We start from the raw sequence: 16,860 nt of genomic DNA, 5'->3' as shown, positions 1-16,860 counted from the left end.
GAATTAAGCTTTATACCTTAATGGCCTTTTGAATAAGTTCTAGTAAAAACACATAATTATCTTCGTGAACCTTCCCTAAATCAGCTTTATGATTAGTTAGGGATGGTAAATGTTCTGCAAAAAATACTTGCTGGTGTGCCGCTTGGAGCACTGTTGAAACCAGTGAATGAGCGTAAGGATAATCCGGGTTGATTTCTAAAATAATCTCCGCTAAACGACCACAAAGTGATTTAAACCCTCTAAAAAGTCCTTCTTTATTATCACTGTCAACTTGCTTTGTCAAATAAGTCTTATCCGACTCATTTGTAATTATTCTTTGTAAAGCTAGTTCGTCTACTGACGGAAATGACTTATCGTATTTACGCTGTTCAGTGACTAATCGAAGTGCAATGGCTAAACGCTCTTCGGGCGTTTTAACATTGTGCGTTTCAAAATCGATTCGATATTCTAACCAATTCCAATACCAAGCGATTAGATAGACGAGCAGTTTGTGCTTGTTTTCAAAGTATCGATAAATCGAAGCCTCTGTGGAATCAATCGCCTTGGATAACTTCTTGAATGTGAAGGCTTCTAGTCCAAGTTCATCAATCATTCGAATTGACTGATCAATAATCTTTCTACCTAGATCTGTTTCTTGAGGGTCTCTCAAAAACAGGTTCGCATTCATTTCTAGCCTTAAAAGTGCCATAAATTGAAAAAATGTGATAATTAACTTTTACAGATAATAGTAATACTATTATCGAAACTAGTAACACAACGAACAACTAAGAAAAAAGTTCAGAAAAGCTGAAATAAAAAAAGAGACCGCTCCCCAGCGGTCTCTTCCCGTATTTTTTCAAATACCCCCAAATAACAAAGTGGGGACGATTACTCGCCCCCTCTTCATTAAGAAATGGTTAACACCATTTCTTAATGCCAAGGTACTGTTTAGAACTTTGCTCATTCTTAACGACCGAAACCATTAAGTGTAAGCGCTGCCTCTTCACGGCTTCACCTATATTTCCATGCACAGCACAGAACAGGTTAAATGAAGCTTTTGTAGTCTTTTGTTTCATCCTTTCGGGTGAAATGTCAACGTTCTTTGTCTAAATCATCCCAAGAAGATCTGACATATTCCACTCAGCCGAGGCTTTGTGTCAATTACTGTCGCCAGTAATCGCTGACCGTGATTAGATATAACCTAGGTTTAATCTGATTTACACTTTTACCGATTACTCGATAAAATTGTTCACCAACTGTTATGAAGTGTTGCTCTAGCACCTTTCATAGAAAGATTTTTGAACGTCTCATGATTACTCCCTTTCAAAGTAGTGATCACAAACACTTTAGTCGTCGCCACAAAGGACGATTTCCACCGTATCATTCGTCACTTACGTTCCCAATGATACAAACAGCTCACTCTGACTATTTCAGACTGACATTTTCATGTACAGCCCATTCACGACATTTTTTCGGGCTTCCCCCGAAGAGAGACTGAAGCTAGGCTTCTGTTCTTTATCCCTCACTTGGTATATCTAAGGTACCTTTAATAACTTTACACGCAAGACTGATAACTACCTAGTTTTCAACAAGTTTCCCACTCTTTTACCCACACAGTTATCCACAGGGTTATAAACATGGTTATCCACAATCAGCCATCTCTTTGTCAATTACTGTATCGTAATGCCCATTTGCGCCACCTCGCTGGCCTCGAAGAAACCCAATGGGTAAAGACTATCATCTGTCAAATTTCTAACATTACCCCTTAACGTTGCCGGCACCACATCTCCAAATCCTGGTGAGATACCAACTGCCTGCTCGTAGAAATTTCTATAGTAGTCATAAGCGGCTTCAGACAAAGCGTATTGTCGAACCAGCGCTACATCTCCTACTTGAAAGGTAAAATCATTGGCCAACTCAAAACCTTGTACCTGAAGACCATTATAGAACTCATCTGAAGAAACTAAATTGAACTGATTACCAACATCGGCTTTTACCAGTAAAGTATCATTACGGAAAGTTTGCCAATGGTAATAATTCACTTCGTCGGTAGGGTCTTCATAGTCTAACTCCAGACCTATTCCTTCGTCCGTAAAGATTGTCTCTTCCTTGAAAAACTGTGCTAATCGATCGATGTCAGCGACGGGCAACATCCTGTCTGTTGCCTGGTATGTATTTCCCTCATATTCAATTTCTAGTTGATATTCATTGCCAACAATCGGCACTAAACCTTGTGTTTCATAAATGCCGGGTTCGGTGTTAGATTCCGTAAACTGATAGATTTGTTGAGTTCCTAAATCTCTTACTAACACCGATGCTCCAGTAGCCGCAGGGACTTGTTCATTTTGGAAATAAGGAGCCGTAGTCGTTAGCCTTATGGATTGGTAACCGCTTCCCGAACCATCTTTGAACAGCTCTAGGCGCCCTTCTACCACCAATCTGACAGTCCCCTCCTCTAAATCGACATCGAGCGTATCAGTACATGAAAACGTGAAAAGCACGATAGAAAATATTATTAGAATACGTTTCATCTCTTAGAATTTTAGATTGTATGTAATGTTTGGAAACATGCCGATGTAGGTTTGTGTGGCCTGCGTGCTATACCTATCAATAAAGAATCTAGATATATCGGCACCCCTATCAGCTCCCGTCGGGCTGAAGGTGACGTCATAGGCATTTTGGTTATTGTAAAGGTTATAGATGCTGAAAGTCCAACTGCCATCCCATTTTGGCTTTTTCTTAGTGTTCATGGTTATGGAAATGTCAAGTCTGTGATTGTCTGTTATCCTTGACTGGTTTCGTGATTCAAAATTCGCCCCAACGATGCCCCCAAATTCATATCTACTTTCTGGATAATTGATCGGCATACCCGTTTGGTAAATAAAATTGGCACTTAGCATAAGGTTCTCGTTCAACTTATACATACCTGTCAAACTCAGGTCATGTGTTTTATCGAAGTTACTGGCGTAATACTCTCCATTGTTAATTCCTGGTCCACCAGTCCCAGCTCCGTCTACTTGTCTCTCACTTCTCGAAAGTGTATAACTCATCCATCCTGTAAATCGTCCCTTATTCTTTTTGACATAAAGCTCCAGCCCATAAGCTCTACCTCGACCTGAAAGCAGCTCTGTTTCTAGGTTATTATTTAATTGTATATCTGCCCCATCTACATAGTCGACCTGATTTTGCATGTCTTTATAGTAAGCCTCTACAGATGCCTCGTACATGTTGTTTTTAAAGTTCCTGAAGTAGCCTAAAGCCACCTGATCGGACAGTTGAGGCTCTAGAAAAGGACCGCTAGGTGTCCAGATATTCAGTGCTGTGGGTGACGTACTATTCGATATTAAATGGATGTATTGGGTTGTTCGATTATAACTCGCCTTCAAAGAGCTTTCACCGTCAAGTTGGTATGTCAGCGCCAAACGAGGTTCGAGGTTATAGAAATCAGCAATTACTTCTCCAGACTCATACTGTTTTGTACCCACAACAGTACCTTGCTCATATCTTCCGAGGGCAGCATTATACACCACAGGTTGATCGTTGGCATACTGCCTAATCTCTTCTTCACCCAATCGAAAAAATGACGAAAACCTTAACCCTGCCTCTATTGAAAATTTTGGACCAATTGTTCTCTTCGCATTAATGTATAAAGCGGGTTCCAAGGCATACTTTGGATCTAAAGTGGTGCCGAGCGTGGCAGATTCTTCGTTAGGCGATATATCGCCTGGATTGAAATCATAATAGAGCAGACTAGCGCCAAAATCTATCTGGTTTTCACCTTCTTGAAATAGCGTAAAGTCAGACTTTAAATTAAAGTTCTCGATGTGTGCCTCCCAAGAGTATCCATCGGACCGGAGAATATCAAAATTGTATCTGTAATCACTATAGATGAAAGAGAAGTTAGAGAAGAGCTTGTCGTTTAGCACCTTATTATAGCGCATGTTAAAGGCTAGATTTCCCCAGTCATTGTTTACGAAATCATCGACACTTAAATTATCTCGGCCAAAATATCCAGAAAGGAAAAGCCGATTATCAGCATTAAACGTATAGTTAGCCTTTAAATTTAGATCGTAGAAATAAACCGTTGGTGCATCATCTAGGATTGAGGGTAAGAATAAATCTACGTAAGACCTTCTGCCCGCTACCAGAAATGATCCATTCCCATTATCAATTGGGCCTTCTAGATTCAGCCGACTGGACAGCAGCCCTATTCCAGCACTTCCCGACAGCTCTTTGCTATTACCATCTTTCTGCCGAACATCTAGCACGGATGAAAGCCGACCGCCGTAAATCGATGGAATTCCTCCTTTATATAGGGTTACATCTTTAATAGCATCTGCGTTAAAAACTGAGACTAAACCAAATAAGTGACTGGTATTGAAGATTGTTGCTTCATCCAGTAAAACCAGATTTTGATCGGCAGCACCACCTCTAACATTAAAGCCTCCAGATGTTTCGCCATTACTACTTACGCCAGGCAAGAGCTGGATTGACTTGATCACATCTGCTTCTCCGAAAACGGTTGGTAATTGCTTAATTGTACCAGCATCTATCTTAGCGATACTCATTTTGGTACTTTTCACGTTCTCATCTTCACTTTCTGCATAGACGACTACTTCTTCAAGCTCATCTATTTGCTCCTTCATATCGAAATTGAGCTCCAAATCCTCTTTTACTTCGACTTGTTTGACTATGGTTTCAAAGCCGATGAAACTCACCTTAAAAGTGTATTTACCAGGCCGAAGGACCACCGAATAAAAACCATATGGATTAGAAACCACTCCGGTGCCCATTTCTTGAACATAAACCGTAGCACTAATCAGATCTTCGCCACTACTAGCCTCTCTAATCCTTCCTTTGACTGTTACCTTCTGGGTTTGACCACTTAAAGAACTGGCCGACAACCCAAATAAGATAACAATGCCTACAAGTTTGAGCATACCACAGCGCACACCATTGCCTAAAAAAGCAACATTTACCACCTCGTCTTTCATTGTATTAAGCATCTATTGTTTGTTTTCACTAATGACACTCATTTCGCTTGGTTCTGTTATCAGCGAATACTCGGCATTCAGCGGAGGGCATGAATTATTCAGTAAAGGAGACGCTAAAAGGAGAAAAACTGGTTTGGGAAGTTTAATTTTGAAGCGTGAGAGTATCTAAAGAATATATTAAGTGGCTCCATATCGGATTTTGGCTTGTGCTCTTTCTGTTTCCTTTCTCTTTAGGCTTGCAACAGGAGAGTGTGCTACCTGTGCTCAACAGAATTCTATTACCCTATTTTTTACAAATAGCGATTGCCTATTTGAATATATATGTACTGGTTCCAACTTTCTTTAAGACCAAAAAGTACGGCTTTTTCTTATTGAGCGTATTAGCGATTTTGTTATTAATGAGTCAGTTTATTATTGGCTGGTTCAACTTTACAGAAACCGACTTACTCAGGGCCAGAACTGTACCTGGCAGCGATTTGACGATTCAAGAATTACCAGGAGTGATTAGGGCCTTCCCCCCGATGCTCTTTACCTTACTGATCGTATTTATCAGTACCATTTATGCCTTAGGGAAAGATCAACTTGAGAAAGAACAAACCAATACGCTCTTAGAAAAAGAAAAGGCACAAGCTGAACTAAAATTCTTAAGATCACAGATCAACCCTCATTTCTTTTTAAATGCCTTGAACAATTTATATAGTGTTTTAAAGCTGAAACCAGAAAAGACTGACCAATTCATTCGTCGGTTGAGCGAAATGCTGCACTATGTAACTTATGAGAGCAACAAAGGAAAAATAAAGCTTTCTCGCGAAATTGAAATCATAGATAGCTACGTGTTTTTTCAGTTGATTAAAGATGAAGAAAGTATTGATGTAGACTTAGACCTGAAAATTGCCGATGATAGTGTCGAGATTGAACCCATGATCGTATTACCCCTACTTGAAAATGCTTTTAAACATGGCTACTCCGTTACGGGCGAAAATTTATCGGTAAAAATTAGCGTGGTTAACCAAGATCAGTCAACCGAAATTACCATCACTAACAGTATTCCTTCTTCTCAATCTAGACCTAATACAAACCCGTCAGAGTCAGGAATCGGGTTAACAAATATTGAGCAACGTTTAAAATATTGCTATGGTGAAAAACACAGTTTCACCACCCAGAAAACAGCCACTGAGTTCATAGCCAAACTAAGCTTAACCCATGGAATATAAAGGCCTTAAACTAAAGTGCATTGTCGTCGATGATGAACAATATGCCCGGGATTTGTTAGCGCATCATATTGGTAAAACCAAAACCTTACAACTTGTCGCCAAATGTAAAAATGCGTTTGAGGCAGAAAGCTTGCTTAAAAGAGAGCGTATTGATTTAATTTTCTTAGATATTCAGATGCCTCACAAAACTGGGCTCGACTTTTTACAGGACTATACCAAGGAAGCCAAAGTAGTTTTGACAACGGCCTATAGAGAATATGCTTTGAAGGGATTTGAATTTGAAGTTCTAGACTATTTACTCAAACCGATCCTAGAAGATAGGTTTCTGAAGTGCGTCCAAAAAATTGAATCCATATTTAGCGTGGAAGCGAAAGCCGCCAAGTATGAATCTATCTTAAATGACGATGACAAAAGTCTAGTTATTAAATCTGGTTACGAAAGCCATCGAATTCAACTATCTGATATACTATATATAGAATCCGTGGGCGAATATATTAGGTATCACACAGCCGAATCGAAATACCTTGTTTTGCAGTCACTCTCCAAATTGGCCAAAGAATTACCCGACAGTTTTCTACAAGTTCACCGATCATTTATTATCCCTAAACTTATGGTCAAAAGTAAAGTTGGACACACTTTACACTTGAAAAACGGTCAAGACATACCCATTGGAAAAACCTATAGATCGAAGATTAATAGTGCCAACCTTTTTGAGTAATAACACTCTTGTTCCATTGGCTGAGTGAGAAGTTCCTTTCACAAAATTTAGCATTTCTCTTTACCATTTTTAACACACCTCTCCAGATTTCTTGGTGATTAAGATTGTCTATTTGACATAGAAACCAAGATTCATGGACAAGAAAACAACACAATTATTAGCACTGATTTCTATAATCTTCATGCTTTCGTGTGAAGAAAAAGGTGAAATCAGTATTACTGACGAAAGTAGTTTCGACTTCTTTTTTATAGACACATTATCACTCGATATGTCAACTATACATATCGACTCGATTGTAACCGGCGACGCAAATTCATTGCTTTTGGGCAGGTACGAAAACCCTGTTTTAGGGACGATAAATGCCAACCCGTTCTTTCAACTTTCACTCGGCCTTACCCCTACTTTCGATGCTGATGACACTTTCGATTCGTTGGGTATTATTCTATACCCCTACAGAAATACGTATGGAACGGGTGAAACGCAAGAGGTATCAGTTTTTAGAATAAATGAGTCATTTGAGCCCCCGGAAGACTTTTTCTATCAATTTGATGCGCTTTCGCTAGATAGTCAGCCAATTGCTCAATTCGTTCTGGATAAAAACGAGGATGAAACTGATTCCATTTTCATCAAACTACCTAATTCTCTGGGTGAAGAAATCTTTCAGAAGGTAATTGATGGTGATGAGGAACTCCAGTCGGACGATGATTTCAGAGAATTCCTTGGGGGCTTTGCTTTCCAAGTCAATGACAATTCAGACTTTGTCAGCACGATTCCATTCGATAGTGCCAATCTTAAAATGGCACTTTATTACAGAAGACCTGCAGAAGATGATGTCCAAGAATTGACCTACACATTTCCTGCAAACGAATCGGCAGAAAGGTTTAATCAAATAAGCGGAACCGATCCGGATGACTTGCTGCAAGAGATCATTGACCTAAATGAGATTTCTACCAGCAAAACCGCCGACATGGGTTTTATTCAAGGCGTAAGTAGTTTGGCAACGAAAATTAGCGTTCCGCACATCGCTCAGATTGAAGAAGCCTTTGATGTATTTGCCATAAATAATGCGGTGCTGGAGGTGACTATTTTCGACAAGACTGCCAATGATGATACGCCTTTCCCTGCCCAGTTATCACTGCACTATTTATCAAAATTTGAAAACATAGATCAGGCCATATCCAGTCCAATAGAAGGAAGAACCATTACCGCTAGCCTAATCAGTGATGATGAATTAGAGCAAGTGGCCAAATATGAGTTCGCAGTGGGAGCCTATGTCGAAAACTTGATTAACACCCAAGGTTTAGACGAAGAGAGCTTTTACCTGACTATACCATCCACCGAGATCAATACAAACATTAGAACAGTAGCGATTGACGCTACTCAACTGGAAACGAAATTGAAAATCTACATATCTAAATACAATGATTGACATGAAAAACAGACGAACTATATTAAACGCATTTTGGGCGCTGACTGCCTGTATTTGCTTATCGTGCAACAACTCTACTTCATCTAGTCCCGACGAAGGGAACTGGGTTGAAGAAAGTGACTTTGAAGGGGCAACCAGAAGTGGTGCAGTGGCTTTTGTAATTGATGATTTTGCCTTTGTAGGTACTGGCTACGACGGCGATGATCGCTTGGTCGATTTTTGGAGATACGAACCCGACCGTAATACTTGGTTCAGAATCGCTGACTTTCCCGGAGTGGCCAGAAACTCAGCGGTAGCTTTCGCCGCAAACGGTAAAGGCTATGTCGGTACGGGCTACGATGGAGATGTAGAATTGAATGATTTCTGGGAATATGACCCCGCCTTAGATAGCTGGACTCAAATAGCAGATTTCCCAGGGGCAGCTAGGTTTGGAGCTTTGAGTTTCACCCTTAATGATGAGGGTTATGTGGGCACTGGAAACGATGGAGACAATAACTTAAAAGACTTCTACAAATACTCCCCTAGTTCAAACACCTGGGTGCAAATTTCGAGTATGGGTGGATCAAAAAGGCAGGGAGCTTTCAACTTTGTTATCGATGGCCTGGCTTACGTGGGCGGTGGCTTACACAACGGCATTCACCAAGAAGATTTCTGGATGTATGATCCGGCAACTGATCTCTGGACTGAGAAAAACGACCTGGACGATGATGATACTGGCGATCCGGAGGTGCTAAGAGAATATGCGGCATCATTCAGTATAGGCTCTTTTGGTTATATCTCGGTGGGTAAAAGACTGTCTAATCTTATTGACACTTGGCGGTATAACCCTGACGCTGATGAATGGGAAGAGTTGACCGAATTTGAAGGTTCAGCCAGAGAGCAAGCGGTAAGTTTTACCATCTTAGATTTTGCCTATGTAGCCACTGGAAGAAATATTAATGCCCGCTACGATGACATATGGGCTTTCCGTCCATTAGAGGAATTTGACGAAGAAGACTAATTCACTAATGCGGAAAGCAAACCAAATCACATTCCTTTGCTGTTTTTTTTCCTTTTTATTTAATGTAGACCTGCTCGCCCAAGAGCAGATTTACTTTAAAGAGATTGGGGGGACTTCATCAACAAACAATGCCTATCACATTCTTTTTCTGCCTCTTAACAAACAGGAGAATCACGAACTTGTAAGGGCCTCTTTATTTGCTAATGGCCGAGGAGTGGAAATTGTCTACACAAAGGATGAGCAAGCACTGGAACGGTTAAAAGTTTTAGTGACCGACGGCGTTCAGTTTGGTACTATCGACCCAAAGAGGCTTTTCGTAGTAGACTTAACTAAACAGTCTGAGGCTACGCTTGCTTTGTTGGAAACCGACGATATACAGCCAGCAAAAACCATCATATTTGATAAGTATAACCCACTTTTATTCAACAGACTTTTAGGGGATGTGAAGTTTATTCCACCAGTAAAGATGAATGATCGGCTGTTTTTAGATCAAACTTTCAAGTTCATCAAAAAACAGCGTAAATGGGGTTCCGAAGTAGATAAAAGTCAGTTAAGAAGTAGTCGAAAAATCGATTCTCTCGTCCAAAGGAAAAATACCAATCTTTTTAATGTAGAATTTCAGTTTGGCTCGTGGTTTCTTCTCAGCGAGCAGAATTTAGGCAATGAACGATTCAATATCGCCAATAGTGGCAACAACTATCGGCTCAATTTCGGATACGGATTGTCACAGCGTCTAGTTCTTCAGGGAAGTTTTGGTATCTCATTTAAATTACCAGACGAGGATGCTCAAAGGGCAGCGGTTAATAATGCCGGCACGGGGGTTAGTTTCTCTAATGAAACTAGGAATCAGTTTGTGATGACTACAGGTTTAGGGTTAAAATATTACGTTAAACAAGGCAGCGTTAATTTTTATGGGCTTCTGGGAGTCGAACGGGTTAATATGGAGCTTATTAATTTCAAGGCATTTTCCAATAATAATGGGGAAATCCGGGACCGTTATTCGACAACCGATCTAAGGTTCAACGCCGTGCGATATGGGGTAGGTATGGAAACTAGCTTAGCGTCTAGGTTATACTTCAATTTCCAATTAGAAGGTACTAAGAGTGAGACATTTCAGGAACCTATCAATGGTGTTTCAAACTTTGACAATGTGGGCTTCAGTTTCGGCCTAGGCTTTAAACTTGGCTCGCCGAAAACGGGAAGGTGATGATTTAACCCCCATTGACTGATTTAAACCAACCGTTCTTTGAAGAAGTTTGGGTGTAGAAAACGCATACGATACCTTCGCTAAGGTTCAATTATTCTTGAGCATTATTATTTATAATCTCTAATGCCTCGGCTTATACAAGTCGGGGTTTTTTATTGACCAATCTTATTTGGTCTAATCCTCGTTCATCTGGCAGGCTTTTAGTAAAATTGCATCCAATTTAGAATTAAGAGGAAATGTCTGAAAACGAGAACCGAGAGTCGCTCAACTTCATTGAGCAAATGATAGAAGAAGATCTAGAATCAGGAAAGAATTCTATGGTCCAGACACGGTTTCCTCCTGAACCGAATGGCTACCTTCACATCGGTCATGCCAAATCTATTGTTCTAAACTTTGGTCTCGCAGAGAAGTACAACGGTAAATGTAATTTACGCTTCGACGATACCAACCCAGCCAAGGAAAGTACTGAATATGTCGACGCTATTATTGAGGACATAAAATGGCTTGGCTATGAGTATGGTGATGAGCCCCTATTTACCTCTGATTACTTCGAAACACTTTACCAATATGCTTTAAAACTGATCCAAAAAGGCAAAGCCTACATCGACGATCAGTCTGCGGAAGAGATTAGCGCAGGAAAAACGAACCCATCGACACCTGGAATTCCAAGCCCATTCAGAACTCGTTCTATAGAAGAAAACCTTGCTCTTTTCGAGGAAATGAAAAGTGGCAATTGTGAGGAAGGTAGCAGAGTATTGCGGGCAAAAATAGATATGGATTCACCGAACATGCACATGCGTGATCCGATTATCTACAGGATTAAAAAAGTCGATCATCACCGAACTGGTGACAAATGGTGTATCTATCCAAATTATGATTTCGCTCATGGTCAATCTGATTCTATTGAGCATGTAACTTACAGCCTTTGTACACTTGAATTTAGAGACCATAAACCGCTCTATGATTGGTTTATTAAAGAATTAGAGATTTTTCCTTCAGAGCAAACCGAATTTGCAAGACTAAACCTTGGCTATACTATTGTGAGTAAGCGGAAGCTTTTACAGCTCGTAGAAGAGGGTAAAGTAACGGGATGGGATGACCCACGCATGCCTACAATTTCTGGCCTAAGAAGAAGAGGTTACACGCCGAATTCCATCAAGAATTTCGCCCATAAAATAGGCGTAGCTCGGCGAGATGGCATTACGGATATTGCCTTACTAGAACATAGTATCAGGGAGGATTTGAACAAAACGGCTAACAGAGTTTTTGGAATTCTGGACCCGCTCAAGGTGGTCATTACTAATTGGCCGGAGGATAAGGTAGAAATGATGCCGGCGGTGAATAATCCAGGCGATGAAACTGCTGGTACTCGCGAAATGCCATTGACTCGTGAAATTTATATAGAACAAGGAGATTTCTTGGAAAACCCTCCCTCTCCGAAGAAATGGTATAGACTTGGACCCGATCGAGAAGTCCGCTTGAAGTACGGCTATATTGTAAAATGTGTTGACTTTGTGAAAGATGCTGACGGAAATATTACCGAATTACATTGCGAGTATGACCCTGAGACTAGAAGTGGCCATGACACTAGCGGTAAAAAAGTAAAAGGAACACTCGGCTGGGTATCTGCCGACCATGCCGTAAGCGCAGAAATCAGACAATACGATCGCCTATTCAAAACTGAGAATTTAAACACCATTGAAGATGATTTTCTAAATCATCTGAATCCAGATTCGTTGACGGTGAACAAAAGCGTTTTGCTTGAACCTTCACTAGCCTCGGCTCAAGTTGGAGACCAATTTCAATTTGAAAGACAAGGCTATTTTATTGTGGACGGGGATACTACCGAAGGTAATTTAGTCTTTAATAGAACTGTAACACTCCGCGATAACTGGAAAAAGTAATGGGAATTATCAAAGGATCGATAAGCAATTTGGCTTCTAGTGATATCGCTTTAATTGGGATTCCTTTTGATGAAAACTCTTCCTATTTAAGAGGTCCGGCAGAAGCTCCTGAATTCATCATTGAGGCTATTGAATCGAATTCTGCCAACTTCTTCACGGAGAACTTAACTAACCTTCATGAACACCCGAAGGTGAAATGGTGTGGAAATACTTCAATTACAGATTATTTGAGCATTCAAAAGCCAATAGAAAGTATTTTAAGTAAGGAGGCTATACCTTTTTCTTTAGGAGGTGATCATTCCATGACTTTCCCGATCATGAAAGCTATGGCGAAAAAATACCCGAACCTCCAAATAATTCAGTTCGATGCCCATGGCGATTTGTACGACGAGCTAGATGGGAACAAGCATTCGCATGCCTGCCCATTTGCCAGAATTATGGAGAGTGGGTTAGCAAAAAATCTAACTCAGATTGGGGTTCGTACCATGACCCAACACCAAAAAGAACAAGCCGATCGCTTTGGCGTAAATGTTATTGAAATGAAAGATTGGACTTCCTCAATCGCATTAAATTTCAATGATCCCGTCTATGTCACTTTTGACATGGATGTGCTAGATCCAGCATTTGCCCCCGGTGTTTCTCACCATGAGCCCGGTGGCCTAAGTACGCGTGAAGCGATTAGTATGATTCAGAAGCTCGATGCAAATATTGTTGGCTGTGACGTGGTCGAATACAACCCTACGCGAGACATTAATGGAATGACAGCTATGGTGGCTGCTAAAATCGTTAAGGAGCTCCTCGCCAAATTGATTTAAAGTACCTAGGGATTTTTTTCAATCTGTTAGCTTCTGGATTGCAGCAAGAAACGTTTCAATTTCTTCTTCAGTATTGTAGTAGTGCACAGAAGCCCGGATGACCTCTTTCAGCCCGCGTGCGGTCATATCCAAAAAGGTATTTGGCACGCCGTTCCAAGATACATTTATGTTTTGTGCTAAAAGCAGAGTTTTCACTTCATCAGCTGATTTACCGTCAACCGTAAATGAGACAATGCCGCTTCTAACTGTACCAATATCATGAATCCTCACACCTTCGATTTTGGACAACCCTTCTCTTACTTGTTGCGCTAAAAACTGAACGCGGTGCCAAATCTTATCTATCCCTATTTCCAAAATATATTCGACAGCCACTTTAAGCCCTAAAAGTGCAGCACGATTGCCTTCCCAGTTTTCAAACTTCCGAGCATCACTCCTTATTTCATAGGTTTCTGGGCCTGTCCAATTCGCAGCATGTAAATCCAAGGTCAGTGGTCTAAGTTTCGGCATTGTAGATTTTCGAACGTAAAGAAATCCTGTACCCCTGGGTGCTCGAATATATTTACGACCTGTAACAGATAAAAAGTCGCAGCCAATCGCCTCTACATCAATTGGATATTGCCCTACCGATTGACACGCGTCGAGCAAGTATAGGATTTGATGCCGTCTACAGATTTCCCCAATTGCCTCTGCTGGAGAGACTAGGCCACCATTTGTAGGCATATGCGTGATGGAGACGAGTTTAGTGTTTTCACCAATAAGCGTTTCGAAAGCTTCTAGATCAGGATCACCATTATCCAAATTAGGAATGACCTTTACCGTCAAATCCTTTCGGTGATGCAGGTAAGCGATATAATTGCTAGCATAATCCGATTGATTAGTAATAATTTCATCCCCATCCTCAAAGTCAATCGACTGAAAAGCGGCATTCCAAGCAACTGTGGCGTTTTCAACGATCGCTATTTCTTCTTTATCGGCTTTAATGAGTTTTGCGATCGCCTCATATGTTGCTTCCAACACATCAAAATGCTTGGTATGCGTTTCATAACCACCATAAGTTGCTTCCTCTATGGTGTAGTCTACCACAGCATCTCGTACCTGATTTACAGGCAAAGCACTCCCCGCATTATTGAAATGAATAACTTTTTGAACTCCGTCAGTATCTTCCCTGAAGCGTTCTATGTCTTTGGCACTAAACATGATTGAAAGATAGAAAACAAATCAAGATAATATGATCGTATTTCAAAGAACCGCTTTGTGGTTTACGATCGTATTCTATATTTGAAATACATAGTTCACGCCCATGCAAAAGACTTTAGTAACGCTACTCCTAATTCTCCTGAGCCTCCCCTCTTTTTCACAGATCGATAAGGCCGACGTCGAAGCATTTGCTTCGGAATTCGTAAAAAAGGAAACTCAGTTTTCGAAGGACGAAGTGATGGCTATTTTGAATCAAGCCGAATACCAAAGTGAAATTATCGAGAAAATCACTCGACCTGCCGAAGGCACCATGACATGGGAACGATACCGAAAAATTTTCATTAAACAAGGGCGAATCGACGCTGGAGTAGCTTTCTACAAAACGCATAAGACAGCACTAGAAAAGGTAAGTGCTGATACGGGTGTACCTGCTGAAATCATATTAGGAATTATTGGTGTAGAGACTTATTTCGGTAAAATCAAAGGCTCTTACAAAGTGCTGGATGCGCTATATACGCTGGGCTTTGGTTACCCGAAAAGAGCCAAGTTCTTTAAATCTGAATTGGGTAAATTCTTAATACTCTCAAAGCTCGAAAACTTAGAAGCTACTGAGATTTTAGGGTCTTACGCGGGCGCCATGGGTTATAGCCAATTTATGCCAAGTAGTTATATCGCCTACGCCAAAAGTTTTGAGGAAAATGGTACACGAGACTTAATGGAAAGTCCTGAAGATGCCATAGCCAGTGTAGCTAATTATCTAAAGGTTCACAGATGGAAAAAAGGTCAGCCGATTACCTCGAAGGCCGAAATGACCAGAAAAATTACTGGTCTAAGAAAGCAATCGACGAAACCAAAGAATAAAGTTTCCGATTACACCGCGATTGGCTTCAAACCAGCTGAAAACCTGAATGCCGATTTACCTGCTACCATGCTCATTTTCGATAAGGATGGAAATACCGAACACTGGTTTGGTCTTTACAATTTCTACGTAATCACTCGGTATAATCGCAGTCACCTTTACGCTATGGCTGTCTATCAACTGGCCGAGGAGATCAAGAAAAGTATCTAAGCGATCACTTCTAGTGAAGAGACAATAAACAGGCCCAACCTAAACTGATCCAGCATTTGAAGGTTATTGTACAAGAGGACATAAAAAGATTAAGACAGTATCGACCAAAAAGAGACAAATGAACGATAAACAAAAGAGTAGTGCCAACGTTGGGTTGGTCATCGGCATCATGGGCTTTATCGCCGGGGTGATATTAACCTTTAGCGATAATTGGCAAATTGGATTGTTTGGAGGTATTGCCAGTTTAGGAATAGCCATTAAAGGTTACCAAGATATAAAGGCCAGTAAAAAAGTTGATGAACGGTAGTTTTAAGACCGTTACTTGGCGCAACTTTTGATGCTTGAAAGGGTAAAACAACTCACAATGAAAATCTTCAAACACACCCTATTTTTTTTCGCCATTCTCATTTTTACATCTTGCGATAATGAAGACTCCGATGTTGACATTAACACCATAAGCGGTTTTTACTCCATCGAATCAATGACCTCAGCTGTCGCTGTTGATCTTAATGGAGATGATGAGAAATCGACAGATTTGAAATCAGAAATCGTCGATTATTTCAACGACCAATCTTATGACCTTGAGATTAGGCCGAACGCCACCAATGACACAGAGTTTAAACTCATTTCCATTTATTTTCCAGAGCCAAATCTTTCATTTGATTACCCCAGCCAACCGGATGGTTATGTTGAATACGCTAAGAATAGCGTGGGATACCAGTACGAATTCGATAACAGTGAATTTAAACTCATGCCATCGGATAATGAGTTTATCGAAGTTTTAAGCTTAGAACTTGTCGACCAAGGCAAGATTCAATCTACCATTTCAAAAGATTACTATGACTTTGAAATCCAAGATTGGCGTACACTTAAGATAAACATCATTTTCAGCAGACTCAATTAATCTTCCAACTGATACCACTTTTCTACTTTTAAGCCCACCCTACGGCCTTGGTCTTGCGGTGCATAGTGAGTCGATAAATATTGGAGGATCTTTTCTTCATTTTCACCCAGATCCCAAAGGTTCTGGGTTTCTTGCATCCATCGGATCATATTCTTCCAGCCTTCTTTAGAAGCGCGGTTTTGGGTTACTAATTTGGCGGAGTGACACGCCGTACAATTGGCTACGACGAGCATCTTAAAATCCCCCTCAACAAACCCCGTCTCATCCGTTCCTTCCGCCAATATTTCTGATAACTCGGTATTCCGTTCTTCAAAGAAATTTGGATCATAGATCAGTAAACCCACGAACCCTAAAACCATAGTAAATACCACAATGAGTGCGGTAATCATCAATTTTAAACTTCTAAACCTTTCTTTAAAGTCTTCTGGCG

At 40.6% G+C, this 16,860-nt stretch carries 15 protein-coding genes; 10 read left to right on the top strand and 5 right to left on the bottom strand.

Annotated elements, in window-relative coordinates; all coding sequences use genetic code 11:
- Positions 1–10 precede the first annotated feature (10 nt).
- The 3 genes from BFP71_RS10735 to BFP71_RS10725 all read right to left on the bottom strand — a co-directional run bounded on the left by BFP71_RS10735 (position 11) and on the right by BFP71_RS10725 (position 4,985).
- Positions 11–688, bottom strand: a complete 678-nt coding sequence (locus tag BFP71_RS10735) for a TetR/AcrR family transcriptional regulator (protein WP_069835472.1) — start codon at positions 686–688, stop codon at positions 11–13.
- Between the two features lie 961 nt (positions 689–1,649).
- Complete coding sequence (locus tag BFP71_RS10730; RefSeq protein ID WP_088124990.1) at positions 1,650–2,510, bottom strand: DUF4249 domain-containing protein; 861 nt, start codon at positions 2,508–2,510, stop codon at positions 1,650–1,652.
- 3 nt (positions 2,511–2,513) lie between these two features.
- Positions 2,514–4,985, bottom strand: coding sequence for a TonB-dependent receptor (locus tag BFP71_RS10725; RefSeq protein ID WP_222843483.1), 2,472 nt, complete (start codon positions 4,983–4,985; stop codon positions 2,514–2,516).
- A gap of 143 nt (positions 4,986–5,128) precedes the next feature.
- Here BFP71_RS10725 and BFP71_RS10720 point away from each other — a divergent pair, with 143 nt between their 5' ends.
- The 7 genes from BFP71_RS10720 (at position 5,129) to speB (ending at position 13,260) form a co-directional block, all read left to right on the top strand.
- Complete coding sequence (locus BFP71_RS10720; RefSeq protein ID WP_069835470.1) at positions 5,129–6,187, top strand: sensor histidine kinase; 1,059 nt, start codon at positions 5,129–5,131, stop codon at positions 6,185–6,187.
- The gene (locus tag BFP71_RS10715; RefSeq protein WP_069835469.1) at positions 6,177–6,905 is read left to right on the top strand and encodes a LytR/AlgR family response regulator transcription factor; all 729 of its coding nucleotides are present in this window, start codon (positions 6,177–6,179) and stop codon (positions 6,903–6,905) included. Before BFP71_RS10720 ends, BFP71_RS10715 begins: the two co-directional genes overlap by 11 nt.
- Before the next feature lie 133 nt (positions 6,906–7,038).
- A complete protein-coding gene (locus BFP71_RS10710; protein WP_069835468.1) occupies positions 7,039–8,334 on the top strand; it encodes a DUF4270 family protein in 1,296 nt (431 codons plus the stop codon).
- Between the two features lies 1 nt (position 8,335).
- Entirely contained in the window at positions 8,336–9,334 is a 999-nt protein-coding gene (locus BFP71_RS10705; protein WP_245701839.1) for a Kelch repeat-containing protein, read from the top strand.
- Between the two features lie 7 nt (positions 9,335–9,341).
- The gene (locus tag BFP71_RS10700; RefSeq protein ID WP_069835466.1) at positions 9,342–10,541 is read left to right on the top strand and encodes an outer membrane beta-barrel protein; all 1,200 of its coding nucleotides are present in this window, start codon (positions 9,342–9,344) and stop codon (positions 10,539–10,541) included.
- A 236-nt stretch (positions 10,542–10,777) separates the two neighbouring features.
- Positions 10,778–12,445 (top strand): glutamine--tRNA ligase/YqeY domain fusion protein, encoded by a 1,668-nt coding sequence (locus BFP71_RS10695; protein ID WP_069835465.1) that lies wholly within the window; start codon positions 10,778–10,780, stop codon positions 12,443–12,445.
- Positions 12,445–13,260: an agmatinase gene (speB, locus tag BFP71_RS10690; protein WP_069835464.1), complete on the top strand. Its 816-nt coding sequence runs from the start codon at positions 12,445–12,447 to the stop codon at positions 13,258–13,260. The genes BFP71_RS10695 and speB overlap by 1 nt, the downstream gene beginning before the upstream one ends.
- An 18-nt stretch (positions 13,261–13,278) precedes the next feature.
- Here speB and BFP71_RS10685 read toward each other — a convergent pair whose 3' ends face one another.
- On the bottom strand, positions 13,279–14,457 hold the full coding sequence (locus BFP71_RS10685) for an aminotransferase class V-fold PLP-dependent enzyme (protein WP_069835463.1): 1,179 nt from the start codon (positions 14,455–14,457) through the stop codon (positions 13,279–13,281).
- 103 nt (positions 14,458–14,560) lie between these two features.
- On the opposite strand from BFP71_RS10685, the gene mltB reads away from it, so the two are divergent.
- The 3 genes from mltB (at position 14,561) to BFP71_RS10670 (ending at position 16,430) form a co-directional block, all read left to right on the top strand.
- Positions 14,561–15,526: a lytic murein transglycosylase B gene (gene mltB / locus BFP71_RS10680; RefSeq protein WP_069835462.1), complete on the top strand. Its 966-nt coding sequence runs from the start codon at positions 14,561–14,563 to the stop codon at positions 15,524–15,526.
- A 118-nt stretch (positions 15,527–15,644) separates the two neighbouring features.
- Complete coding sequence (locus BFP71_RS10675) at positions 15,645–15,833, top strand: hypothetical protein (RefSeq protein WP_069835461.1); 189 nt, start codon at positions 15,645–15,647, stop codon at positions 15,831–15,833.
- 57 nt (positions 15,834–15,890) lie between these two features.
- A complete protein-coding gene (locus tag BFP71_RS10670; RefSeq protein ID WP_141719738.1) occupies positions 15,891–16,430 on the top strand; it encodes a hypothetical protein in 540 nt (179 codons plus the stop codon).
- Here the strand turns inward: BFP71_RS10670 and BFP71_RS19410 are convergent.
- Positions 16,427–16,819: a cytochrome C gene (locus BFP71_RS19410; RefSeq protein ID WP_245701838.1), complete on the bottom strand. Its 393-nt coding sequence runs from the start codon at positions 16,817–16,819 to the stop codon at positions 16,427–16,429. The two genes, BFP71_RS10670 and BFP71_RS19410, sit on opposite strands and share 4 nt — an antisense overlap.
- Positions 16,820–16,860 lie beyond the last annotated feature (41 nt).

This window comes from Roseivirga misakiensis, from assembly GCF_001747105.1.
GTDB lineage: Bacteria > Bacteroidota > Bacteroidia > Cytophagales > Cyclobacteriaceae > Roseivirga > Roseivirga misakiensis.
Note: the sequence above shows the minus strand (reverse complement) of the source record. Positions and strands in the feature narration are given on the sequence as shown.